18 protein-coding genes are annotated in these 23,122 nt (G+C 47.7%); 9 read left to right on the top strand and 9 right to left on the bottom strand.

The window, feature by feature from the left end:
* Positions 1–189: 189 nt before the first annotated feature.
* Both ABXR35_RS20660 and ABXR35_RS20655 read right to left on the bottom strand, forming a co-directional pair.
* The gene (locus tag ABXR35_RS20660) at positions 190–1,269 is read right to left on the bottom strand and encodes a catalase (protein WP_367063945.1); all 1,080 of its coding nucleotides are present in this window, start codon (positions 1,267–1,269) and stop codon (positions 190–192) included.
* A gap of 95 nt (positions 1,270–1,364) precedes the next feature.
* Positions 1,365–4,070, bottom strand: coding sequence for a DUF4084 domain-containing protein (locus tag ABXR35_RS20655; protein ID WP_367063944.1), 2,706 nt, complete (start codon positions 4,068–4,070; stop codon positions 1,365–1,367).
* Between the two features lie 317 nt (positions 4,071–4,387).
* Here ABXR35_RS20655 and ABXR35_RS20650 point away from each other — a divergent pair, with 317 nt between their 5' ends.
* The 4 genes from ABXR35_RS20650 (at position 4,388) to ABXR35_RS20635 (ending at position 8,952) form a co-directional block, all read left to right on the top strand.
* Complete coding sequence (locus ABXR35_RS20650) at positions 4,388–5,428, top strand: glycoside hydrolase family 18 protein (RefSeq protein ID WP_367063943.1); 1,041 nt, start codon at positions 4,388–4,390, stop codon at positions 5,426–5,428.
* Between the two features lie 183 nt (positions 5,429–5,611).
* A complete protein-coding gene (locus ABXR35_RS20645) occupies positions 5,612–6,172 on the top strand; it encodes an ECF-type riboflavin transporter substrate-binding protein (protein WP_367063942.1) in 561 nt (186 codons plus the stop codon).
* 246 nt (positions 6,173–6,418) lie between these two features.
* Positions 6,419–8,125 carry an ABC transporter ATP-binding protein gene (locus ABXR35_RS20640; protein ID WP_367063941.1) on the top strand — a complete coding sequence of 569 codons (1,707 nt, stop codon included), beginning with the start codon at positions 6,419–6,421 and terminating at the stop codon, positions 8,123–8,125.
* On the top strand, positions 8,122–8,952 hold the full coding sequence (locus ABXR35_RS20635; protein WP_367063940.1) for an energy-coupling factor transporter transmembrane component T family protein: 831 nt from the start codon (positions 8,122–8,124) through the stop codon (positions 8,950–8,952). The genes ABXR35_RS20640 and ABXR35_RS20635 overlap by 4 nt, the downstream gene beginning before the upstream one ends.
* Before the next feature lie 66 nt (positions 8,953–9,018).
* Here ABXR35_RS20635 and ABXR35_RS20630 read toward each other — a convergent pair whose 3' ends face one another.
* The 3 genes from ABXR35_RS20630 to ABXR35_RS20620 all read right to left on the bottom strand — a co-directional run bounded on the left by ABXR35_RS20630 (position 9,019) and on the right by ABXR35_RS20620 (position 11,101).
* Complete coding sequence (locus ABXR35_RS20630; protein ID WP_367063939.1) at positions 9,019–9,276, bottom strand: hypothetical protein; 258 nt, start codon at positions 9,274–9,276, stop codon at positions 9,019–9,021.
* A 38-nt stretch (positions 9,277–9,314) separates the two neighbouring features.
* The gene (locus ABXR35_RS20625; RefSeq protein WP_367063938.1) at positions 9,315–9,869 is read right to left on the bottom strand and encodes a hypothetical protein; all 555 of its coding nucleotides are present in this window, start codon (positions 9,867–9,869) and stop codon (positions 9,315–9,317) included.
* Positions 9,870–10,243: 374 nt separating this feature from the next.
* A complete protein-coding gene (locus tag ABXR35_RS20620; protein WP_367063937.1) occupies positions 10,244–11,101 on the bottom strand; it encodes an alpha/beta fold hydrolase in 858 nt (285 codons plus the stop codon).
* Positions 11,102–11,488: 387 nt separating this feature from the next.
* Here ABXR35_RS20620 and ypfJ point away from each other — a divergent pair, with 387 nt between their 5' ends.
* The 4 genes from ypfJ (at position 11,489) to ABXR35_RS20600 (ending at position 15,545) form a co-directional block, all read left to right on the top strand.
* The gene (ypfJ, locus tag ABXR35_RS20615) at positions 11,489–12,343 is read left to right on the top strand and encodes a KPN_02809 family neutral zinc metallopeptidase (protein WP_367063936.1); all 855 of its coding nucleotides are present in this window, start codon (positions 11,489–11,491) and stop codon (positions 12,341–12,343) included.
* 247 nt (positions 12,344–12,590) lie between these two features.
* Positions 12,591–13,373 (top strand): TIM barrel protein, encoded by a 783-nt coding sequence (locus tag ABXR35_RS20610; RefSeq protein ID WP_367063935.1) that lies wholly within the window; start codon positions 12,591–12,593, stop codon positions 13,371–13,373.
* A 145-nt stretch (positions 13,374–13,518) separates the two neighbouring features.
* On the top strand, positions 13,519–13,656 hold the full coding sequence (locus ABXR35_RS20605) for a hypothetical protein (protein WP_367063934.1): 138 nt from the start codon (positions 13,519–13,521) through the stop codon (positions 13,654–13,656).
* 548 nt (positions 13,657–14,204) lie between these two features.
* Entirely contained in the window at positions 14,205–15,545 is a 1,341-nt protein-coding gene (locus ABXR35_RS20600; protein WP_367063933.1) for an alpha-glucosidase/alpha-galactosidase, read from the top strand.
* 69 nt (positions 15,546–15,614) lie between these two features.
* On the opposite strand, the gene ABXR35_RS20595 is transcribed toward ABXR35_RS20600, so the two are convergent.
* From ABXR35_RS20595 to ABXR35_RS20580, 4 genes are all read right to left on the bottom strand, one after another.
* The gene (locus ABXR35_RS20595; RefSeq protein ID WP_367063932.1) at positions 15,615–16,979 is read right to left on the bottom strand and encodes a hydroxysqualene dehydroxylase; all 1,365 of its coding nucleotides are present in this window, start codon (positions 16,977–16,979) and stop codon (positions 15,615–15,617) included.
* Between the two features lie 129 nt (positions 16,980–17,108).
* Entirely contained in the window at positions 17,109–17,414 is a 306-nt protein-coding gene (locus ABXR35_RS20590; protein ID WP_367063931.1) for a metalloregulator ArsR/SmtB family transcription factor, read from the bottom strand.
* Positions 17,415–17,686: 272 nt separating this feature from the next.
* The gene (locus ABXR35_RS20585) at positions 17,687–18,574 is read right to left on the bottom strand and encodes a TIGR01777 family oxidoreductase (protein ID WP_367063930.1); all 888 of its coding nucleotides are present in this window, start codon (positions 18,572–18,574) and stop codon (positions 17,687–17,689) included.
* Positions 18,575–18,969: 395 nt separating this feature from the next.
* Positions 18,970–19,905 carry an SDR family NAD(P)-dependent oxidoreductase gene (locus ABXR35_RS20580; protein ID WP_367063929.1) on the bottom strand — a complete coding sequence of 312 codons (936 nt, stop codon included), beginning with the start codon at positions 19,903–19,905 and terminating at the stop codon, positions 18,970–18,972.
* A gap of 301 nt (positions 19,906–20,206) precedes the next feature.
* Between ABXR35_RS20580 and ABXR35_RS20575 the strand changes: the two genes are divergently transcribed.
* Positions 20,207–23,095, top strand: a complete 2,889-nt coding sequence (locus ABXR35_RS20575; protein ID WP_367063928.1) for an S-layer homology domain-containing protein — start codon at positions 20,207–20,209, stop codon at positions 23,093–23,095.
* Positions 23,096–23,122: the final 27 nt, after the last annotated feature.

Below are 23,122 nucleotides of genomic sequence, written 5' to 3'. Positions count from 1 at the left end.
TTGCTTTTTAGTGCATATTTGGATGCGCTTTTTTTATTATACGTCTTCTTTGCTAAAATATCCGCTATTTAGCATGAAATGTCATATCTATCATCCTCCACGACATTCAAGACATTCAGACATACAAATAACCTGAGTCATTTGGATACGGACTCAGGTTATTTACTGTATACGATTGCCTTGGAACAGTTAGCTTTTGCGCGCTTCTTCACGTTCTTGATTGCGGCGCTGCCACGATTCTTTATACACGCTGCTGCGAAATTGTAGAATCGGATCATCTGACAGCTCCATGCCGTCTGTAATCATCGTAGGGTCCATCACGAGATGATCCGGTTCATTCGTTGGCTCCGTGATGCTTAGTTCACCAATTGCCACTCGTTGTCGCTGCTTCGGCCATACGACAGTCGGATCGTCGGTGGGATCATCTGGCTCGCCCAATACGATATACAACGTAAAGATCGCTGGTTGCTGGTGCAGCCGTTGATTCAACTCCTGTTCCAGATAGCGGTCCTCCTGCTGGCGTGCTTCATGTATCGATAGATGATCTGTTCCCGCCTGTGGCTCCCATTCAAACCGTACCGGTTGACCTGGCTGATCATGTTGCGTCAGCAGATAAGCATGAATGCAATAATACGGCACGGTGGCATAACTACGGGGTGGACGCAGCTTTTGCAGATAGCGCAGACTATCCTTTGCCTCATCAAAATGCTGGACCATCTCTGACAGTACCTCTGTCCATCCAGCTTTGCCATCCTGAACCTTACGTGCAAAAGTGACCATATCCATAAACGAACCCGGCGTGCGGGCAAAAAATACCGGAACGGTCACTCCCACCAGACAGCTATATTGCCCATCCGGTAGCGCAAAGCGAACAGCCATGCCTTTGGCAGGCGACTTCAAATCAGCAAATACCGGATTCATCGAGCTGCCGGAAAAGCGTACGATCGCTTCTGTTTCTACCTGTTGCAAATGCGGTGCATGGGTCCATGCAGCAGCTTCGCCATTGGGACGGAAGACTGCACGGTAGCATTGCCCGCTTGCATGGGCGCGGCGATATGTTGGATGAATGCCGCTCAATTGCTCTAGCTCATCCACAGCGCGTACACTGCATTCGTCTCCGTGTTCTCCATGATGTCGTTCGGCAAAGCGCGATGACGCCGGCGCTTGCTTGTCTGCGGCATCATTCTGATTCGTAGCAGTAGTCTCTGTTGTAGTGGCAGGCATAGGGATGGAAGAAGTGGTATTGATGTTGGACAAAGAATGCTTCATTTATGACACCTCGCTAGCGTAAAGGGTTTGTTGTACACCCATTACCCCAACAAGATGGTATTCAAGCCCTGTGACTTGTCATGGCTATTCCTTGGTCAGCCCGGCTTTTCATCGGTGAAATCTGTCACAAATGCTGAGATACGCAGCATTTGCTCTACATCCACCGCAGACACCGGCTTACTGAATAGATAACCCTGCATTTCATGGCAGTGAATTTGCTGTAGCATGGATGCCTGCTGATTATTTTCCACGCCTTCGGCAATGACATTCATATTCAGATTGCGCGCCAGACTGACGATGGAGCTGATGATGAGATGGTTCGCCTGACTGCTGCCTAGACGGCTGGTGAATTCACGAGCGATCTTGAGCTTGTCGACTGGGAAGTTTTCCAGATAAGCGAGCGAGGAATAGCCTGTACCGAAGTCATCGATAGAGATGGAAACGCCGAGTAGCTTGAGGGCTTTCAGCTTGGTGATCACACCGCTAATATTACTCATCGCCATCGATTCGGTAATTTCCAGATCAATATAAGCGGGATTCACACCCGTTTGTTTTAAAATATGCGCGACTGTATCAACAAAGTTTTCCTGCTCAAATTGCTGTGCGGACAGATTGACTCCAATTTTGATCATATAGCCTTCATCCTGCCAGCGCTTGGACTGCATACATGCTTCGCGCAGCACCCATTCACCAATGGGGATGATCAAGCCGGTTTCTTCCGCTACGGGGATAAAGTCGCCCGGCATAACTAGACCCATCTCGGCATGCTTCCAGCGGATCAACGCTTCGACGCCGATCACTTTGCCCTGTGCTGCATCAATCTGCGGCTGATAGTGAAGAATTAGCTCGTTGCGGTAGAGCGCTTGTCCCAGTTCTTTTTCGAGCATTAGCTTTTTGGAATAGAGCTTGTCATTTTCATTGTAAAAACGATAATGACCTTTCCCCGTTTGTTTCACCTGATACATAGCGATATCTGCTTTTTTCATTAAGGTTACGGCGGAATCGTCGCCACCCGGATAAACGGCAATCCCGATACTCGGTGTCGCCATAATCTCGAAGCCGTTAATATAATGTGGCTGGTTCATGCCGTCAAGAATGCGCTGCGCTACGGTTCCTGCTTCACTCTCGTCACGCATATGACGCAGGATCAGAGTGAATTCGTCACCGCCGAGACGGGCGATAATATCGTTCTCGCGCACACAGCGCTGCAAGCGCTGCGCCACCGAACGCAGTAGCTGGTCACCGACATCATGACCTAGAGTATCGTTAATATTTTTGAAGCGGTCTAGATCGATAAATAGGATGGAGAACATTTCCTTCTCCGAGCGCGCGCTGTTGACGGTATCGCTCAACCAATCTTCAAAGGCAGCGCGGTTCATCAAGCCAGTTAACGGATCATGATAGGCGAGGAATTTGATCTTTTCCTCATTTAAGCGGTTCTCGGTAATATCTTTGGCAATGCTATAGATACCGACAATATTGTCGTTTACCAAAATGGGAATGGTGGTCATACGTACGTGGAAGAATTCATTGGTATAGCTGCAAATGGTCGTTTCGTAGATTTGCGGCTCACCTTTCTTCACCTTTTCGAGATAGTGATAAGAAATTGGTACTTGATCCTCAGTAATAAAGGAACAGGATTGACGCCCGATCAATTCCTGTTCGCTCAATCCGTACAAACGCACTGCCTCAGGATTGGCGCTCTCAATGCGCCCGTCCAGACTAAGCGAGACGATGGCATCTGGGTGATATTCGACAATCGACTTATAGCGATGCTCACTTGTTGCCAGTTCCTGTGTCTTATCATACAGACTGCGCATCAATCGTTGATTTTCCAGCAAAATAATGAGCTGACGTATGAGCACCAATATAATCGCAATTCCCGTACCAACGGCTAGCACATACATGCGATCTGGACGTGTAGTCATAAATAAAAATAGAGCAACAATGCCAACATACGGAAGCAATAAACGGGCAAAATCAATACGTGGGGCAGTTGTTTCAGAGGCTCGCGCGGGGTCGCTGACCTCGGTCTTATGCAGTACACCAGCAAAGCCTACTAATAGTATACCTGTGATAAAGAGGGGGTCGGAGAGGCTGCCGGAATAATACTCATCCAGCGAGATCATATACAGGAATGTCGTATCACCAAGCACCTGTACCAGCAGACCCAGCACAATCATAATGATGACGCGATTCGATAGAGTACGTTGAAGGCTAAAATACAGACTGGCTGCACCTGCAACCAAGGCTAGATCGGTAATCGCATAAGCGATAGACAACAAGGTGCTTGCCGACAGCTCGCCAGAGCCTTCCGCACCGAACATGGAGCGAAGCAGGAAGTGCCAGCTGAATGTACATAGTACAGTCATGACGATCAGAATATCCAGCATCAGTCGGATCATGGGAAAGCCCTTTTTTTCATAATTCAGCTTATAAAAAAAAGCGGACATATAAAATAACACCTGTAGCATGTAGAACACATCGGAGTAACCGGGAAAAGGTACACTGACGCGTATGACGTTCTCAAAATAAATCCATAATATTTCGGCAATCAGATAGCAGAAGCTACCCAGCGAGAGCAACAACCAAAATACGCGATGTCGGCTGTTGCTGTGTTTCCAAGTGCTAAACAACCAATAGGTAGCAATTAACGAGCCACTGACGGACAATATGTTCCCGCCCAGCGTGCGCATTAGATCATTGTCAATCCATACATTAATCCAGACATAATAAACTATAGTAAACAGAACGATAAAGGACAGCAGTAGTGGTTTCCAGTTGTAAGCCTGTCTAGGCATGTGTAATCCCTCAAGTTTAAATTATTTTAGTTAATATTACCCAAAAAATAGCATCTTATACCTAGAAATAGACATGAATTTTATAGGTCTAAAGATTCAATAGCTTAGGCAGTTAATAATACGCCATTTTAGATAGAATTGAAATACATAATCATGCATTTCCAACTATTATTTTCAAAAAAATTTATTTAAGGATTATAAAAGGATTCGCAGAGCGAGAAACGAACAATGTGAACAGACTGTATGCAAATACCTATGCACCGTCTCAATGATTCGGCATTCTACGTTGTTCATCATCGTTCAAGGGGGCATAATTCATGAATTCATCGTTTATTGCGGCAGGATATATCAGTGATCGACATCTGCCGATCATTGCAGAACAGGAATTGCGGCGACTGACTCATATCAATATTGCGTTCGGTCATGTGAACGAGGCGCAGATTGTTACACAGCATTTGCAGCATTTGAATGAATTGAAACGTATTCGCGCTATTCATCCGCTATTGTCGGTGCTGTTGTCGGTAGGGGGATGGAGTGCAGGCGGGTTCTCTGAGGCGGCAGCAACACCAGAGGGCAGACAGCGGATGGCAGAATCGGCGGTGGAAGTAGTCATCGCACATGGTCTGGACGGGATTGATCTGGATTGGGAATATCCGAGTTATGGCGTAGCGGGTATCGGTTACAGCAAGGAGGATCGCCATAACTTTACCTTGCTGCTGTCCGCTATTCGTGTGGCGCTGGATCAGCAGGGAGCAGAGGATGGACGGCATTATTTGCTGACCATTGCGGCGGGGGCGGATCAATATTATATCGATGGCACTGAGATGGAGCAGGTGCAGCAATATGTAGATTTTGTGCAGCTGATGACGTACGACATGCGAGGAGGCTTTCAGATATTGACTGGGCATCATACGAATCTGTATGCGTCAGATGGTGATCTATTCCGCATCGGTGTGGATGCGTCGGTGAAGTTATTTCAGAGGGCAGGTGTCCCAGCGCATAAAATCGTCATCGGCGCCGCCTTTTACTCACGTCAATGGGAGCATGTGCCGGACATCAACCACGGTCTGCATCAGATGGCGGCAGGAGCGGGCGGATATGGACCGGAATATACCGAGCTGGCAGCGGAGTACATCAATGCCAATGGCTATGTGCGGTATTGGGATGAGCAGGCGCAAGCACCGTATCTGTATAACGGTTCGACCTTTATTACGTATGATGATGAACAGTCGATTGCGGCAAAATGCCAGTATATTGTCGAGCATGGATTGGCGGGTATGATGTTCTGGGAATATGGCTGCGATCAAACCCAGCGTCTCCTGCACGCGATGGCAGATGGGCTACCTTCTCAACCGTAACTTGAAGCATCATCTAAATGCCATCTTGAAAATAAGCGAAAATGCGACGAAAACCCCAATTTCCGCTTACAAAACTGTGGTATTTCGCTATATGGGATTGTATAATCGAACAGAACATACCGCATGAACCGGTGCTTCCGGGGCATGAAGCGGAGTATTTTAATCATGAAAGAGGGGCTGGGGATGGCAGGAAAAAACGGGCTATCCGTTAAAACCATTGTAGCGATTGGCATTGGTTCGGCATTGTTTGTCATTCTGGGACGTTTTGCTTCGATTCCGAGCTTTATTCCAGATACGAATATCGAGACGACATACGCGCTGCTGGCGCTGTTCGCTCTGTTGTATGGACCATGGGCGGGGCTGTTGATCGGTCTGATCGGGCATACGCTCAAGGATGCGATTTTCTACGGATCACCGTGGTTTAGCTGGGTAATCGCTTCGGCGGTATTCGGTCTGATCGTTGGTTTGCTTACGCGTCGCATTGGTATTGCGGACGGGGAGTTTGGTACACGCGAGATTATTACGTTTAACGTAGCGCAGTTGATCGCTAATATCGTCGCTTGGCTGATCGTAGCGCCAGTGCTGGATATTCTGATCTACTCCGAGCCAGCTAATAAAGTATTTGTGCAGGGCGTGGGCGCGATGGTATCCAATACAGTGTCTGTTGCCATTATTGGCACACTGTTGGCACTCGCTTATGCGAAAACAAGAACGAAACGCGGCAGTCTGACGCGCGAATCATGATGTATACCTGTACTAAGCCAGTGATTCAGGGTTGAATCCGGCGCTGTACGGGTGTTACAGTAAGTTCAGGACCGGTGGGAGCCACCGGTCTTTTTCATTTCCTTACACCATGATTGTAAGTCTGATCATGACTTTAACATATTAAGCGTATCTGAATGATTGGTTCGATGCGCTTCCATTGATATAGCGTTATTCCCGGTATGGAACCACATCACCGGTTATCGCAAGCCGGGAGGAAGGAAAGGCATGAGAAAACCTGTTATACAATTTGACCAGTTTAGCTTTCAATATCGTGCTCAGTCCGAACCGACGCTGCATGAGATCAATTTGACCATATACGAAGGGGAGAAGGTGCTGATCGTCGGTCCTTCCGGTTCGGGCAAAAGCACGCTATCCCACTGCATCAATGGGCTGATTCCATTTCTATATGAAGGCGAGATTAGCGGCACGCTCAAGGTGGATGGGCAGCTGACATCCGAGCTAGGCATTGCTGAGCTGTCGGATAGAGTAGGCACCGTATTGCAGGACCCAGATGGACAGTTTGTCGGGCTGACCGTTGCCGAGGATATTGCCTTTAAGCTGGAAAATGACGATGTGCCGCAGATCGAGATGATTCGGCGCGTTTATGATGCGGCGGAAACGGTAGAATTCGCTTCGTTTCTGGATCACTCCCCGCATTCGCTGTCCGGTGGGCAAAAGCAGAAAACGACACTCGCGGGCGTAATGGTCAGCGACGCGGATATTTTGCTGTTTGACGAGCCGCTTGCCAGTCTGGACCCGCACACCGGTCAATTGACTGTAGAGCTGATTCACCGCATTCATGAACATACAGGCAAAACGATGATCATCATTGAGCATCGCTTGGAGGAAGTGCTGCATCGTCCGGTCGACCGTATCATTGTCGTTAATGAAGGACGAATCGCCGCCGATCTGCATCCGGCAGAGCTGCTCAGCAGCAACCTGTTGCGCGAAACGGGCATCCGCGAGCCACTGTATCTGAATGCACTGCGTTATGCGGGAGCAGAGATTGTTCCGAATGTGCAGCCGCAGCATATTGAGAAGCTGGTGCTAGAATCATATATCGAGCCGTTACGTCGTTGGTACGACAGCGGGATTGCAGAACCGCCATCGCAGCTGGAGACGGCGGCATTGGAAGTGAATCATGTTTCGTTTGGTTATGACGAGAGCAATCCGATTCTGCATGATGTCTCCTTCCGTATCGGCAAAGGTGAGATCGTCTGTATCGCTGGACGCAACGGAGCGGGCAAATCGACCATTTCGCAGCTGATTTGTGGATTTTACAAACCGAATGCTGGACAGATTCTGCTGAATGGACGCGATCTGAAGGGCGATACGATCAAGGAACGTGCCGATGTGATCGGCTTTGTCATGCAAAATCCGAATCATATGCTGTCCAAGCCGCTGTTGTACGATGAAGTGGCGCTTGGTCTGCGCACACGCGGCGTTGCTGAGGAGGAAATCACCGAGCGTGTACACGATGTACTCAAGGTATGCGGATTGTATCCGTTTCGCAGCTGGCCTGTATCGGCGCTTAGCTATGGGCAAAAGAAACGTGTAACCATCGCCTCCATTCTAGTGCTGAAGCCGGACATTCTGATTCTGGACGAGCCAACTGCTGGACAGGATTTCCGCCATTACAATGAAATGATGGAATGTCTTCAGCAATTGAATAGACAGGGCATGACGATTATTATGATCACGCACGATATGCACCTGATGATGGAATATGGACAACGCGCGATCATTATGGCAGATGGCAAAAAGATCGCTGACGATACACCCGCGCGCATTTTGAGCCAGCCAGATATTGTAGCGGCGGCGCACCTGATGGAAACGTCGCTGCACCGCTTGTCTGTACGTGCTGGCATTGGAGAACCAGCTGAATTCGTCAGTCGCTTTATCGCCTATGACAGGGGGCTGCGTCCGTCATGAGTACCAAAATGTTGACTTATACGAACCAGAATACACCGATCCATCGGTTGACTGGCGTAAGCAAGCTGATCTTCTTCGTGCTGTGGGCGCTAACAGCGATGATTATTTACGATACACGTTGTCTGCTGGTGATGTTCGTAATCGCTATAATTATTTTTGCGGTATCCAAGGTTCCGTTTGCTACGTATTCCTTTGTGCTGTATCTGATTCTAATCTTTTTCCTATTCAACCAGATTGCAATTTTCCTGTTCTCGCCCCTATATGGAGTGGAGCTGTATGGGACGAGGCATGATATTGTACATTTGTTCTGGCGCTATACGCTGACATGGGAGCAGCTGTTTTACCAGTTTAACGTCGCATTGAAATATGCAGTCGTTGTACCGATTGGACTGCTTTTCCTACTTGTGACCGATCCGAGTGAATTCGCATCGTCGTTAAACAAGATCGGGATCAGCTACAAAGTATCGTACGCGGTTGCCATTGCACTGCGCTACATTCCCGACATCCAGCAGGACTTTCAAAATATCTCCTTCTCTGCGCAAGCGCGTGGCATCGACATCTCGCGCAAGGAAAAGCTGGGTAAACGATTGAAAAATATCGTCTCCATCCTGCTGCCGCTCATTCTGACCAGCGTGGAGCGGATTGAGAAAATCAGCACCGCGATGGAGCTGCGCGGCTTCGGACGGAAAAAGAAGCGCTCATGGTATAAGTCACGTCCATTCCGCAAAGGCGATTATGTGGCTTTGGGACTGATTGCGGTGATTACGGTTGTGAGCTTTGCTGTGACGTTTGCGGATGGTTCGAGGTTTTATAATATTTTTAAATAGTTCATATGCTATAGCGGTATCAAAACATAAACAAGCCCTCGATTTTGAGATCGGGGGCTTGTTTCATTATTTATACATATCGACAATTCGTTTGGCATGCTCGATAGAAAGACCATACTTCCCACGTATTTTTTTGATCGATTCTATTTTGGATGTTTGCTTTAGGTCATTTTGAATGTAACTTTTCACTTCGGAACTGTCTTTGTAGGCTTCAAACACCTGTTTTTCCATTACACTCATTTTTCTGGAATTGTAAAAGTTAGTGATCACTGAAAACACAAGAGCAATTAACAAAAACAAGCTTACTGTAGTACTACTATCCATAAAATTACCTCCTAAATCAGACTAAAATGTATCACTTATTATAGACCGCATGCTTTTTTGACAGCAGTAATACCAGCAAGTTCTGCTACCAAGTCTTTAGCTACTCCGCCTAATGCTGCCCATTTTTCGCTTGTAAAAGATGCACCCCAAATAATTTTAGCCGCTTCGGTAGCTCCACCTAAACTTTTTACTAACTTTGTAATTTTAACAATTTTTGTTACAGGTACTGCTGTAGTTACAAGCACACCAGCGATAGCAAGACCACAATCCCAAGCACCGTTGGTACTGATTGAACCTGAGCCTTCAATAGGTGCAGATCCATTGGTAGAATCAGTAACACGAATTGGACTGTTTACACTTATTAAGTAGTTGTTAATCGTATCTGCATCGTTAGTGTTTAAGATTTCGTCTGGAATACTAGTAAGATCGTTAAGTACCTGTTCAATAGAATCTTGGGACACGCTATTAAACTTTTCTCTTTCATTATTGCTTGCTTCTGCGGCAGAGGCAGATTGATTGCTAAAGCTCGTTGCGGTTAAAAGAGCTAACATAAACATAAGTATAATTGGTTTTGTATACCATTTTCTAATCATAACTTTAAAATACTCCTTTTGTATTTAATGGAATTAAGATTACAAAAAATAGTTTGAATATAGTAGTTTTAAGAAGTACCGGTACATCAAAAAAGCTAACATAAAAATAACAAGTATTTCAATTAAATATCCAGATTTTTTCAATTTGATTCTCCGGTCTTGATGTATAAGACGTATGTATCTACAAAAAAATTTTTATTCGACATGCTATTTAGACGTATCATCCTAGCCAAATGGTTTTAGTCATTTCTTTCATATGAAAAAAACTCATCTTTATCTATGGTTCAAGAAACCATGATAAAGATGAGTCAATGGTATATTCAAATGGATGAGTGGAAGGATCGAACACTCCTAATCAAACAATAGAAATAGGATTACATATTACGGCTTGCTGGACGTGGAATTTGGTTGGTAGTAGCCATTTGATTCAGGAACAGCAGCAGTTCTTCGTTGAATTTTTCCATTTCATCGAACATCATTGCGTGACCGCTGTTTTCAAACGGTACGACCCGTGCGTCGGTAATGCCTTCGCTCAGCAGTTGGGCAAATTGTGGGTCGCAAATTTTGTCCTTCATGCCTTGGAAAATAACAGTTGGAACCGTTACAGCAGACAGGTCGCCGCGCAGATCCTCATCGCGTAGTGCCATTGCTGCTTTGATCGTACCGTGGTGAGATGCTTGATAGCACAAAGTCTCCAGCCACACCATCATACCTGCTTTTGTTTTGGATTTGGTGAATTTCAGACCGAATTGACCGAGCATTTTCGGACGATCTTCATAGGTTGCTTCGATCAGGTCCGCAGTCAGATCGTCTGCGTCCATCAGACCGTAGTCAAAGTCTGGACGTTTGACGAAGACGGGGGCTGCTGCACCCATCAGTGCGAGCTGAGCGATACCATGTCCTTGGTGACGTGCCATATAGCGAATCGCTACGGCACCACCCATGGAGAAGCCCGCCAGTACGGCATTTTCAAGACCGAGATCGTCGATCACCGCGCGCAAATCGTCTGCCATCCGGTCGTAGGTGTAGCCTTCCCACGGAGCATCCGATTTACCGAAACCGCGGAAATCGATCCCGATACATCGATAGCCATCTAATGGAAGTCTGGAAAATTGATATTCAAACATTAGATGATTCGCTGGCCAGCCATGTAGGAAAATAACCGGAATCCCTTCGCCAATATCCTGTACAAAAATCTTCACGCCATCTTCAACTTGAACGTACTTACCCATGTGAATCGCCTCCATTGATGTTGGTCTTTTTTCCAATCGGTTGTGATGTATAGTGATAGAACGACGTCAACGCCGAATCATCTGCATTGTAAAAGGTTACTACTGTATCACACTGGTAATACATTAAACACTTCACTTTCTAAGCAAACCTAACTAACTGGGTATCATTTGTTGTGACATGCTTTATTTTGTGCAATCCAATTCGTTTTTTCGTAGATAGATTATGTTCCGTTTTAGTCATATGCTATCCAATCTGGGTACAACATTATTAGAAATTCATTGGAGTGATATGTTCGGTGAATGGATCACTGAGGCGATGCTATCCAAGAATGAAGAAATTTATAAAATAAGTAGCATACACAGACATGTTCACAGGGGGTTGGATCAATGAAATGGCAAGGTAGACGGGAAAGCGGGAATGTAGAGGATCGTCGTGGAATGGGTGGCAAGACGCTGGTAGGTGGCGGAATCGGTGGAGTGATCGTGATCATCATCGTGATTCTGCTCGGCGGTAATCCCTCAAGCTTGTTAGGTGGAATGACGTCTGGCACAACGACGCAGACGGCAGGCAATTACCAAGGCACGGAGCAGGAGGAGCAACTGGCGGACTTTGTATCGGTGGTGCTGGCGGATACAGAGGATGTATGGAGTGACGTATTTAAGCAGCAGGGATTGACGTATACCGATCCAACGCTGGTCATTTATAGCGGCAGTGTACAATCTGCTTGCGGTACAGCAAGTTCAGCAGTGGGTCCCTTTTACTGTCCGGGCGATCAGAAGCTGTATATCGATCTGAGCTTTTATGATGAATTAAAGCAGCAATTCCAAGCACCCGGCGATTTTGCGATGGCATATGTGGTGGCGCATGAGGTGGGTCACCATGTACAGAATTTGCTAGGTACCATGGACAAAATTGAGCCCTATCGTCAAAAGCTGAGCGAGAAGGAATTTAACACGCATTATCAGGTACGGCTTGAACTACAGGCAGATTATTACGCTGGCGTCTGGGCGCATTACGAACAGGGCAAAAATCTGCTGGAGCAGGGCGATCTGGACGAAGCATTAACGGCTGCCAGTGCGGTTGGCGATGATACGATCCAGCAGAAGGCGCAAGGCTATGTGGTGCCGGACAGCTTTACGCATGGCACATCCGAGCAGCGCAAGCGCTGGTTTAACAAAGGTTTTGAATCCGGTACGATTGCAGGTGGCGATACGTTTAGTGTGAGCGACAGCAATCTATAGGCGAAGTCATCGGAGACCATACACATTTTCAGCGATGAGCAACGAATGGAGAAGGCTTCAAGCATGGTATTCATCCAATGGTAGGCAACTTCATGAACCCGGCGGTTCTCATTCATCCGCAGTTTACACAGTTCTGCTACGCTGAACTTGGGTGCGGCGGTCCATCTGGTATATGATAAAGATAAAGCCCGCATACCCATATAGAAAAGGGCATATTCGGAAAAACGATGAACCAAGGAGTGGAAGCATGAACAACATACGTCTGAAAAGCAGTTTGGACCGCGAAAGTCTGGATGACCGCCTACAATACAAACCGGAAATCATGGAGCTATATTTGCGCACAGAGGATTTGCAGCAGGAGCCATTGATTCGTGAACGCATTCGTGAACTGAAAGGGTTAGGTATTGATGTATATTTGCATCATCCGAGCCGTTATAATAGACGTTTTCTCGATATTATGAGCACCGACGAGGAGATGCACCGCTTTTATCGGGAATCGACTCGTCAGCTGGTGAATATTTGTGTGGAGGAAGGCAGTAAATGCGTCATTCATGCCAATTATTTGCATAGTGAAAATAATGAAATCTCACGTGAGCGCAGCATTGCGATGCGTGAAGAAATTGCCAAGCTGCTTGAGGATGGCGGACGCGAGGTACTGCTATGGGAGGATTCGACGGAAGGGCTATTCTGCTACGCCAATCCGTATCTGATTGACGAAGTGATTATTCCGCTCAATCTGCCAGTCAATGTGGATGTGAGTCATACATTTATTAGCTTCCGCGGCGACAATGCACGTTTGCAGGAGGTACTGGAGCGCACTGCGCCGTATGCAGTGTATTATCATCTGGTGGACAGTATGGGACAGTTTCACGATTCGCTACCGCTGGGACAAGGCATGATTGACTGGAAGATGGTGAAGCGGTTGGTACAAGGGAAGGCGTATATTTTTGAAATCAATCTAGAAGGCGGGCATATTGATTGTACGCCGATGGTGGAGAGTGCGCGTTACTTTGATAGTTTGGAAGTGTAAGTAGTTTATGGGAAAGAAATACGTATTATTATGTATCGAAAACTTTATTGCGTGTTTAAATGACGTTTATATGATATATTGTTAACAAGACAGAAAGCATTCGGTGGAGCGATCACGGTGCAGCCTTCGACAAGGAGGTGATGCCATGATCGCACTTGTTCTAATTGAATTCGTGGATGTGTTGAAGGGAATTGCTGCTTCGCTAAGTATAGCGCTTAGCGGACGTAAGCTCTACAGGATCATTCGCCGCAAATTCAAAGACAAAAAAGAACCCACCGAATAAAGGTTAGCCGCCTTCGGTGGGTTCCGCACATGAGAAGATGATTCGAGTGTGCAGCGCGCCGTGGTTTCCCAGCTTTCTGTCCCATAACCCTGCCGTTGACGCGGCGGGGTTATTTCGTTATCAATGGAGCATCAGATACACTGTTCCGCTTGATACTGTATGGTAACAGTATATACCCGCAATGAATGAGATTCAACAGAAAACGAAAAAATAACACGTAAAAAAGCTATTTTATTTGTCTTGATCTATTTATCTGATGCTAGTAAGTAGAGTACGTAGATTTGATTGGCGAACAGGTATAGGTCAAATCTTGTATCGTAAATCGGATTTTGTACCATACATATGACCATATTTTGAAAACCAAACACTGCATACCATAACAAGCACTATACCTATCCTTTCCTACCATAATAACCGTATAATTCTACAACGTATAAAATGATCGAAAACATGGATTATAACAAATAGTTCCAGCATTGCTCCATGTTGATGTGAAAGCGCCTCCTTTATAGTGAGGATACATTCACATTTCAGGGAGGTTATGAATCTTGAACAAGATTACGTTTATTGGAGCCGGAAGTACTGTATTTGTGCGCAATGTGCTGGGTGATATTATGCTGACTCCGGCATTGCAGGGCTTTGAGCTAGCGTTATACGATATTGATCATCAGCGATTGCAGGAATCGGAGACCCTGCTTCATGCCATGCGCAAAACAGCAGACAGCACCTGTGTTATTCGTTCCTATACCGATCGCCGTGAAGCGCTATCTGGTGCCAAATACGTCATCAATGCGATTCAGGTAGGCGGATATGATCCATGTACAATCACTGATTTTGAAATTCCGAAAAAGTACGGCTTACGGCAAACGATTGCGGACACACTAGGCATTGGCGGTATTTTCCGTAATCTGCGTACCATTCCGGTGATGCTGGACATTGCTGCGGATATGCGGGAAGTATGCCCGGATGCGTGGTTCCTGAATTACACCAATCCGATGGCGGTGCTAACGCAGGTGATGAATACAGCAGGTGGTATCAAAACGGTTGGCTTGTGTCATAGCGTGCAGCAGTGTGTACCGGGTCTGTTCCGCTCATTGGATATGGACGATACGGGCGTGCAGGCAAAGATTGCTGGAATCAATCATATGGCGTGGCTGCTAGAGGTGACGCGTGATGGAGAGGATTTGTATCCTGAGATTAAGCGACGTGCGGCGTTAAAGCAGCAGGAGAAGCATGACGATATGGTTCGTTTTGAGCTGATGCATCGGTTTGGGTATTATGTGACCGAATCGTCGGAGCATAACGCGGAATACCATCCGTACTTTATCAAGCAACGGTATCCAGAGCTGATCGAACGCTTTAACATCCCGCTGGATGAATATCCGCGTCGCTGTGTGAATCAGATCAGAGAATGGGGCGAAGTGCGCGACGGTCTAATGCAGAGTGAAGCGTTAGAGCATACGCGCAGCGTGGAATATGCTTCGTACATTCTGGAAGCGATGGAGACGAATATTCCATTTAAAATTGCCGGAAATGTAATGAACAACGGGCTAATCACCAATTTGCCGCAGGATGCGTGTGTAGAAGTACCTTGTCTGGTGGATGCTTCTGGCATTCAGCCCGTGCATATGGGCGCATTGCCACCGCAGTTGGCTGCCTTGAACCGCACCAACATCAATACGCAGCAGTTGACGATTGAAGCGGCATTAACGGGGAAACGGGAGCATGTGTATCATGCAGCGCTGCTTGATCCGCATACAGCCGCAGAGTTGTCGATTGATGATATTGTGTCGCTATGTGATGATCTGATCGAAGCGCATGGCGATTGGCTACCTGTGTTCCGTGATCATGATACATGGAACGTATCCCGAGCGGTTGGAAGTATGTAATCCAATAAACGCTGGTGAACATCACATCGTTCACCAGCGACATAATTGGACAGTCGAATGCCTGAATGATCAGGTGTCGGCTGTCTGTTTGTGTTTCAAAATACCACGTGCAGCGCGTTGACCGGAAATAACGGCACCTTCCATCGTAGCGAGCAGAGGTTGTCGGGTATAATCGCCTGCTAGAAACAGTCCGGGGATCGGCGTAATCTGATGAGGGCGACGCTGCTCATTGCCCGCCGACAATCGGTAAAAGTTCTCTTTACCGCGGATAATTCGGTACTGGGTCATCGTATCCACATTAGGCAAATCCACCTCATGCAGCGATTGAACCGTCCTCGCCCAAACCTCTTCATCTGGTAGATCAATCAGCTCGTCTGGATTCACCAGAATGATGGAGGCGCGTCCACTATCTCTTTTAAACGTCGTACGGGACTGCTCGCTAAACGAACCAAGCTGCGTGGTAGGTCCAAACAAGGTATGATCCGCTTCCGCCAGCTTTTCCTTCGCTTCAAACTGCGCAGTCACATATGGCATCACGTCCAATTGCATAAAGTCACGGAACCCCTCGTGATCGCCAAAATGCTCCCCTACCAGCAGCTGTGCTCGCTTCACATTCGCAGCAACTACAACCTGTTCGGCATACAATACGGTGCCGTCTTCCAGCTCTATGCCTTGTACCTGTCCATCCTGCACATGCAGATGGGCGACCGGGGTATGCGTGCGTACCTGTCCGCCGCGCTGTTCAATCGCACGCGCCAGCGGACCCGTCATCACATCGGTCATCCCGCCCTTGAATGCTCCGATGCGCACCATGGGTAAACGTGGCAATGCGGGGGCAAACAATCCGAAAAAAGCATACGTTGAGTACTGCTCCACTGGCAGGAAAAAGATGCCTGACGATAATGGTTGAATGAGACGCTCTAGCGCATCTGCGGTGACGCCGTGACGCTCCGCGTAGTCACGCACCGGAATCTGATCCAGCTTTTCCGGGTGAGCGATATAATCCTTGAATCCTGCGGCAAAAAACGGTATCAGTGATGCCTTGTCCTTGATCGACAGCCAATCGTTATTGCCCAGCGCGCCTGCCAGCGTTTGGAGTGGCGCCTTGAGCGGGTCGATGCCCAGTGTACCATGAGCTTCAGGATGGCGAATCTGGGTTGTCTTTTCCCAGTGCACAATTTCGTCTACCACAATGCCTGCTCGTTCCAGCAGTTCCGGCAACGCTACGTAATAGCCGAGAAATTTGTGGAAGCCGGATTCTACCTCCATGCCATCCTCGATCCAGTTGGCTGTCCGTCCACCGATATATGGTGCTGCTTCAAGCACAGTTACTTTGCGACCTTTATCTACCAGTTCAAATGCGCAGCTTAGCCCTGCCAGCCCGGCACCAATTACAATCGTGTGGTCGCTCTGTTCATGCTGTTGCTCTGTCATTGGATCATCCCTGCCCTTCGTGGATATGCCTGTTGAATCTAAGGCTCTCTGAATCATTAACCAGAACGAGGTCCGGTTATCGCCAAATGATAAAAAGGAGCGATGAAACAAGCGCCGACATTAGTCGAATTAGGAAAAGGAGTCCATTTCGTTAGCAAGATTATGCAGATGGGACACCACATACTCCTGATCCATCCAGTAGTATACTTCCTGCCCGATTTTCTCATAGCTTACAATATCGGCATCTTTCAGAATGCGCAGATGATGCGAAATCGCCGGACGGCTAACGTGAAAATGAGAGGCAATTTCGCCTACATTCATCCTGCCTTTGCGCCCTAGCAGCGAGAGGATGTGCAGACGTACTGGATCAGCCAATCCGTTGAGGAATCGAGTCGTTTTGTTACGGTTTTGTGCGTTCAAATATGAAGAGTTCATAGGCGATGTCTCCTAATAAGAAGTTGTTGGCAGATGGGAGCGGTCATTGGATAATGCGTTATTATGTGAACCATTCTTCGATTACGATGGGATAGGGACAGAGATTTGCGATTCGTAGCTTTGATGCGAAATGAGAGCAAGGATAAGTGCAATCGATGGGGATGCCAGCTTAGACCAGCGCCCCTATGAAAGGATGCGGCTCGGTCAGTCGAAGGATCATATCCATCGTGATAGGAGCTGCACTGATCCTAGATGCTCCAATCGCTTTCCAGCTACTTCAAAATATCTTCCAGCGTCCGTTCCAGCCTGCCAAAACGGAACATAAAGCCTTCCTTCACGAGTCGGTTAGGCACGACCCAGCGACTTTTGAGAATCAGCTCGGTTTCGGTACGGATCATAACGGCGCCCATTTCCAGCATCCAGCGCGGTGCTGGCATACCGATCGAACGGTGCATGTTCTGGCGTAGCAGCTTCATCAGCTCGCCGTTCGTAACCGGATTGGGTGCCGAGCAGTTGAAGACGCCGTCCAGCTCTTTGCGATCTCGCAGAAAGAGAATAATGCCCAGTAGATCCTCGACGTGAATCCAACTGAACCGTTGTTTGCCCGAACCCTGCTTGCCACCTAGCCCGAAGCGCACCAAGTATTGGTATGGCGTCATGACGCCACCGCCGGGTCCGAGCACGATGGCAATGCGCAGCGCAATCTGACGAGTTTGCGGCAAGTGAAATTCAAAAAATGCCTGCTCCCACGCCTTTGCTACCTCTACTGAGAAGCCCGAACCGATCTCGCCTGCCTTCTCGGTCATTGGACGATCCTCGGCATGTCGGTAAATAGTCGCTGTGCTGGAGTTGAACCAGAGTGGAGGCGGAGACTGACAGCTTTGAATAGCATTACCGAGCGCCCGCGTCGTTTCCAAGCGGGAATTCATAATTTCACGTTTGTTTTTCTCGTTATAGCGGCAGTTTACCGATTTGCCTGCCAGATTGATTACCATTTGCGCTCCTTCTAATGCACGGACGATACCCGCCTGATCCTGCCATGAGATATGACCCGGACGACGCGAGATAATCACTACGTCATAGCCCATTTCAAGGAAGCGTTGTTCAAAATACTGACCGATAAATCCAGTGCCGCCAGCAAGCACGACTTTATTACTCATAATACCAGCTCATTTCCTAAGGATTCGTAAATCTGTTTGCGAAGCTCGCTTGTACTGTTATATAGAGTAAAACAGGAATCGACGGTAGAGTGACCTATGCGGCTGTATGTACCAGCAAAGTCAAAGTGCTGATTAGGAATCATTTACAGTATAGCTTTTATTTACAAGCATCGAAAGTTTCTACAAGATCATTACGATTGTATGTATGTTTTGTCAAATAGCAGAGGATATTGTTTGTAATATAAACCGCTTACATCATAGTCGCCTTACGTATTTATAAACCATTCTCTATGCTGTGATTGAAGCATTGGTAAAAATAAAACCGGAGCAGCAGACGCTCTCCGGTTCTTATGGCATACATGAAGTTGAGGTGGTTGCCGAACGTCCCAGTGTCGCTACTCCTTGTGAAAGGTAGGGTCGGATGGCAGATCGCTTTCTCGTTTCATACGTTCGCGATTGCCGCCGCTCACATCTTTGCCAGTTTGCAGCGGCTGGTGCAGGCTGCCAGAGGTTGATCCGGCTGCTGGGGCGCTTTGGATGACTTTTTGTACATATTTGGCGTTGAAGTTCTCGGTCAGACCGGGTAGCAGATTGCTGGAAAGGGTGGTGCCTTTACTTTTCACACCGACCTCGACGTTTTCCTGTGGCTTGTCGATCAAGTCGATAATGGCGTCGATGACATGTTGCGCGTCATCCATCGGCTTCATCTCCGCGCGGTGTCCACTGTAATTGCCGGTATGCTCAAACCACGGCGTATCCGTCGCCCACGGATGCACGGTGCATACATGAATGTCGTCGTAATGTTCCAGCTGCATCTCGTGATTAAGGGCAGCGCTGAGTCCGGCTACTGCGTATTTGGTAGCGCCGTATGCACCGTAGTATGGAAATGGCACTTTGCTGACGATAGAGCCGAGATTGATCAGCACGCCATGCCCTTGTTGCTTGAACTGTCGTAGAGCATAATGACTGCCATACATCACACCGAGAATATTAATTTCGACCAGACGCTTCAGATCGGCAGGCGGCAGTTCGGTGTAGGGACCGATCAAGCCGACTCCGGCGTTGTTAATCCAAACGTCAATTCGTCCAAAAGCAGACATCGCCGTATCGTATAAACGGGCGATATCCTCCTCGCTGCTCACGTCGGCGGTACAAGCAATGACGTTAGGACCCAACTCGTCTACCAGCTGATCCAGCAGTTCGGTACGCCGCGCTGCGATGACAACGCTGGCACCTTGAGCCGCCAATTGCCGAGCAACACCTTGCCCGAAGCCACTAGATGCTCCGGTGATCACGACAGTCAATTGTTCACGGGGAATCGATTTGACCATAATATGTTCCTCCTTTGATTGCAGTATGTGTTATTCAATACCCGTCGACTTCCCTGCTCAATCGATCCATGTAGTATACCTAGAAATATCGGTCATATATACAGAAGAACCCTTGATTGAAATGCTGACATAATCCAGACATTCAGCTAACAACACAATCTCAAATGCGTGAAAATTTTTTATTCTTTATGCAGAAAAAAGGCTTATGTATCAGGCTTTTTTGTCCGATAATTTGTTTGTTCTCTGAACGTATTACGGAAATAAGTGAACTGTAGGCATAACAATAAACGGGGGTTTATAGATGGGGCAAGAGTGGAATCATGATGTATACAAATGGTTGCTAGCTGCTGTATTGGCGGCTGGCACGGCAGGGGCACCTGTATCGACAGGGTATGCTGCAGGAGAGAGCGGTCTTTCGCAGGGCAGCATCTCCCATTCGGGGGCAATACTTGCTTTCAACGATCTGAATCAACTGCCTGCCAATCAGGTGCAGGGGATCAATGAAGCTGTACAAAAGGGGATGCTGTCCGGTTATCCAGACGGTTCGTTTCAACCGCAAATGAATATGACTCGGATGGAATTCGCCGTAGTCTTGGCGAAGGCGCTTCATCTAGCGCCGGTTGCAGATGGGACTTCGTTCAGCGATGTGCCAAACAATTGGGCAAGCGGCTATATCGAAGCCGTCAAGCGCGCAGGCTTGATGAACGGAGATGCGAACGGCAAATTCAATCCAAAGGCTTGGATGAACCGCGAACAGCTCGCTACGATTTTTGTACGGGCGATTGGTGCTAGCGATGTGAGCAGTACTAGTCTATTGTCTATGGCGAATCAGGGGGACGTTAGCAGCTGGGCAGATTCTGCTGTGAAAACAGCAATAACACTAGGTCTTTTGCCTTCTGGCGACAATGGATTCAACTCCTCTCAGCCTGTCAATCGCGGCGATGTAGCACAGCTGATGGTAAACCTGCTGCAATCGGAGCAGCGTTCCGCCAGCATCACGGCGGTAGATGGTGACTTGGTCACTGTGGATGGCAAAACGTATATGATCGGCAAGCAGCTCAAGGAGCTGTTCCAAACCGATAATTTGAACGCATTGATCGGATCGGATATTACCTTCGAATCGCTCAATCACAGCCTTGCGAATCTGAGTGCGATTGATCTAAAAGCAAGTGGAACGGAGCAAGCGCCGCTTGTATTTGATGCCGGCACAGCCTTTTCCGGTGATCTGACCTTGTCAGGGGATCATATTCGCGTACAAGGAAGCCAGCTCAACCAGATTCAAGTACAACAAGACGTTACTCGTGTAGATTTGCAAGCCAATACGAAGCAGTTGATCATCAATACCGATCAGCGTTTGCAAATTACAGGTATCAGCAAAGTAGAACAGATTCAGGTTACTTCTCCCAATGCACGGATCAATATGGATCAGCGCATTGTACCAGATGCGATCAAGTTGCCAGTTGGGGTGACGGACAAGCAAGTTATTTTCGGCAATCCGATCTTAGCTGCTGTTCCGAATGCGGGCGGTTCCTCTACTACACCATCCAATAATAATAGCAATCGTGCAGATGACAAGAAGAGTAATCAAGCGCCTGTCGTTACTCATCCATTGTCAGATCGTTCGGTAATGCTTGGCGAAGATGAGAGTGACATTGAGCTGGACGGATTGTTCCACGATGAGGATGGAGACGAATTAACCTATGGAACGGTAAGCTCGGATGTGTATGTGGCAGATGCGATGATTCGCCATTCCCGTCTGATCATTCATCCGAATGCTGCGGGACATACGCGTATTTCGGTTACAGCCCAAGATGCCAAAGGCAAGATGGCAGAAACCTCGTTTACGTATACCGTAGTTGCTTCCACGTATCAAGAAGAACCCAATCGGAATCCGCTAGTACTGTATACGCCGAGTGATCTGAATCTGCTGGCAGGGAATTCTTCCGATCCGCTGTCCCTTTCCAGCCTGTTTAGTGATCCAGATGGTGACTCGCTCAGCTACACGTATACGATTGATGATACGAATGTAGTGAGTGCATCCATGACAGAAGATCAGCTTGTATTATCTGGGCAACATGCCGGTACGGCACAGGTGACGATCAATGCTAGCGATGGTCGCGGCGGTACGGCGTATGTGCGCTTCCATGTACAGGTCCAACCAATCATACAGTTGAATCGCAAGCCAGAGGTTATACGCCAGATGGATAACCTGACATTAAGCGCCACACCAGACGTATATTCGATTAACCTTTCCGAGCTATTCCGTGATCCCGATGGTGATCCACTGGTCTATGATGCTTTGGTGACGATGCCATATATGCAGGCAACGATAGAGGGCGACAAGCTGAATTTGATGCCGATCAGCGAGGGAGAATTGACGGTGATTTTGCGTGCCTTTGATCCGCAGGGTACGTATGCAACCCAGATATTTAAGGTCAAGCTGACAGCTCCTAAATCGAACCATCTTCCGTCTATCCAACAAACGTTGGCTCCATTCAGCATCGGTTTGCTGGATCAACCGTTTACTATCGATCTGGCAACACTCTTTAGCGACGAGGACAATGACGTACTGAGCTATACCGCCACCAGCTCCGATTCGAGCGTCATGCAGACATCGATGAATGGCTCCATCCTGACGGCAACGCCTGTTGGTGCAGGAGAAACAACGTTGAATCTCACAGTCAATGATGGGCAAGGCGGGACGAATGTCCAGAGTGTAAACGTCTCGGTAGTGAAAAATGGACCGTTCATCTCGGAACTGGTATGGAAGGATGCGCAAAACCAAGCCATCGAGCTATACAATCCGACAACGACGCCGATTCATTACAGCGATCTGGTACTGAACATATCCACATCGCAAATGAACCGCACCTTCATACTGAATGATGCGCAAGCAGTCATACAATCGAAATCTACGCTCGTTGTGCAAGAAAATACCGGGAACGATCTGCTGAGCCAAGGTGATGTCTATTATGGTGACCTTGAGCTGAGCGATGTAGAAGAACCGGTTACACTCAAGCTATATTACAAAAATCAGCTGATGGATATTGCTACCTTCTCATCCGATCAAATGCTTCGCAGACAAGCACGTACCGCAGGCAATCCTGCTAGCTTTACCACCTCCGAGTGGACGATTACTTCCGGCGCAGACGATACGGATCTGGGTGTCTATGAACCGGCACAGCCATAAGCGTTATGCGTAGCTTTTGCATCTGTA

Source organism: Paenibacillus sp. JQZ6Y-1 (assembly GCF_040719145.1).
In the GTDB taxonomy this organism is placed as follows: domain Bacteria; phylum Bacillota; class Bacilli; order Paenibacillales; family Paenibacillaceae; genus Saccharibacillus; species Saccharibacillus kandeliae.
The sequence above is the reverse complement of the archived record's forward strand: the minus strand, read 5'-3'. Positions and strand labels throughout refer to the sequence as shown.

What these genes read in the sequence shown, in the direction of transcription:
- ABXR35_RS20660 (WP_367063945.1), bottom strand. Translation starts at nt 1,269, where the DNA reads ATGAAGCATTCTTTGTCCAACATCAATACCACTTCTTCCATCCCTATG.
- ABXR35_RS20655 (WP_367063944.1), bottom strand. Translation starts at nt 4,070, where the DNA reads ATGCCTAGACAGGCTTACAACTGGAAACCACTACTGCTGTCCTTTATC.
- ABXR35_RS20650 (WP_367063943.1), top strand. Translation starts at nt 4,388, where the DNA reads ATGAATTCATCGTTTATTGCGGCAGGATATATCAGTGATCGACATCTG.
- ABXR35_RS20645 (WP_367063942.1), top strand. Translation starts at nt 5,612, where the DNA reads ATGGCAGGAAAAAACGGGCTATCCGTTAAAACCATTGTAGCGATTGGC.
- ABXR35_RS20640 (WP_367063941.1), top strand. Translation starts at nt 6,419, where the DNA reads ATGAGAAAACCTGTTATACAATTTGACCAGTTTAGCTTTCAATATCGT.
- ABXR35_RS20635 (WP_367063940.1), top strand. Translation starts at nt 8,122, where the DNA reads ATGAGTACCAAAATGTTGACTTATACGAACCAGAATACACCGATCCAT.
- ABXR35_RS20630 (WP_367063939.1), bottom strand. Translation starts at nt 9,276, where the DNA reads ATGGATAGTAGTACTACAGTAAGCTTGTTTTTGTTAATTGCTCTTGTG.
- ABXR35_RS20625 (WP_367063938.1), bottom strand. Translation starts at nt 9,869, where the DNA reads ATGATTAGAAAATGGTATACAAAACCAATTATACTTATGTTTATGTTA.
- ABXR35_RS20620 (WP_367063937.1), bottom strand. Translation starts at nt 11,101, where the DNA reads ATGGGTAAGTACGTTCAAGTTGAAGATGGCGTGAAGATTTTTGTACAG.
- ypfJ (WP_367063936.1), top strand. Translation starts at nt 11,489, where the DNA reads ATGAAATGGCAAGGTAGACGGGAAAGCGGGAATGTAGAGGATCGTCGT.
- ABXR35_RS20610 (WP_367063935.1), top strand. Translation starts at nt 12,591, where the DNA reads ATGAACAACATACGTCTGAAAAGCAGTTTGGACCGCGAAAGTCTGGAT.
- ABXR35_RS20605 (WP_367063934.1), top strand. Translation starts at nt 13,519, where the DNA reads ATGATCGCACTTGTTCTAATTGAATTCGTGGATGTGTTGAAGGGAATT.
- ABXR35_RS20595 (WP_367063932.1), bottom strand. Translation starts at nt 16,979, where the DNA reads ATGACAGAGCAACAGCATGAACAGAGCGACCACACGATTGTAATTGGT.
- ABXR35_RS20590 (WP_367063931.1), bottom strand. Translation starts at nt 17,414, where the DNA reads ATGAACTCTTCATATTTGAACGCACAAAACCGTAACAAAACGACTCGA.
- ABXR35_RS20585 (WP_367063930.1), bottom strand. Translation starts at nt 18,574, where the DNA reads ATGAGTAATAAAGTCGTGCTTGCTGGCGGCACTGGATTTATCGGTCAG.
- ABXR35_RS20580 (WP_367063929.1), bottom strand. Translation starts at nt 19,905, where the DNA reads ATGGTCAAATCGATTCCCCGTGAACAATTGACTGTCGTGATCACCGGA.
- ABXR35_RS20575 (WP_367063928.1), top strand. Translation starts at nt 20,207, where the DNA reads ATGGGGCAAGAGTGGAATCATGATGTATACAAATGGTTGCTAGCTGCT.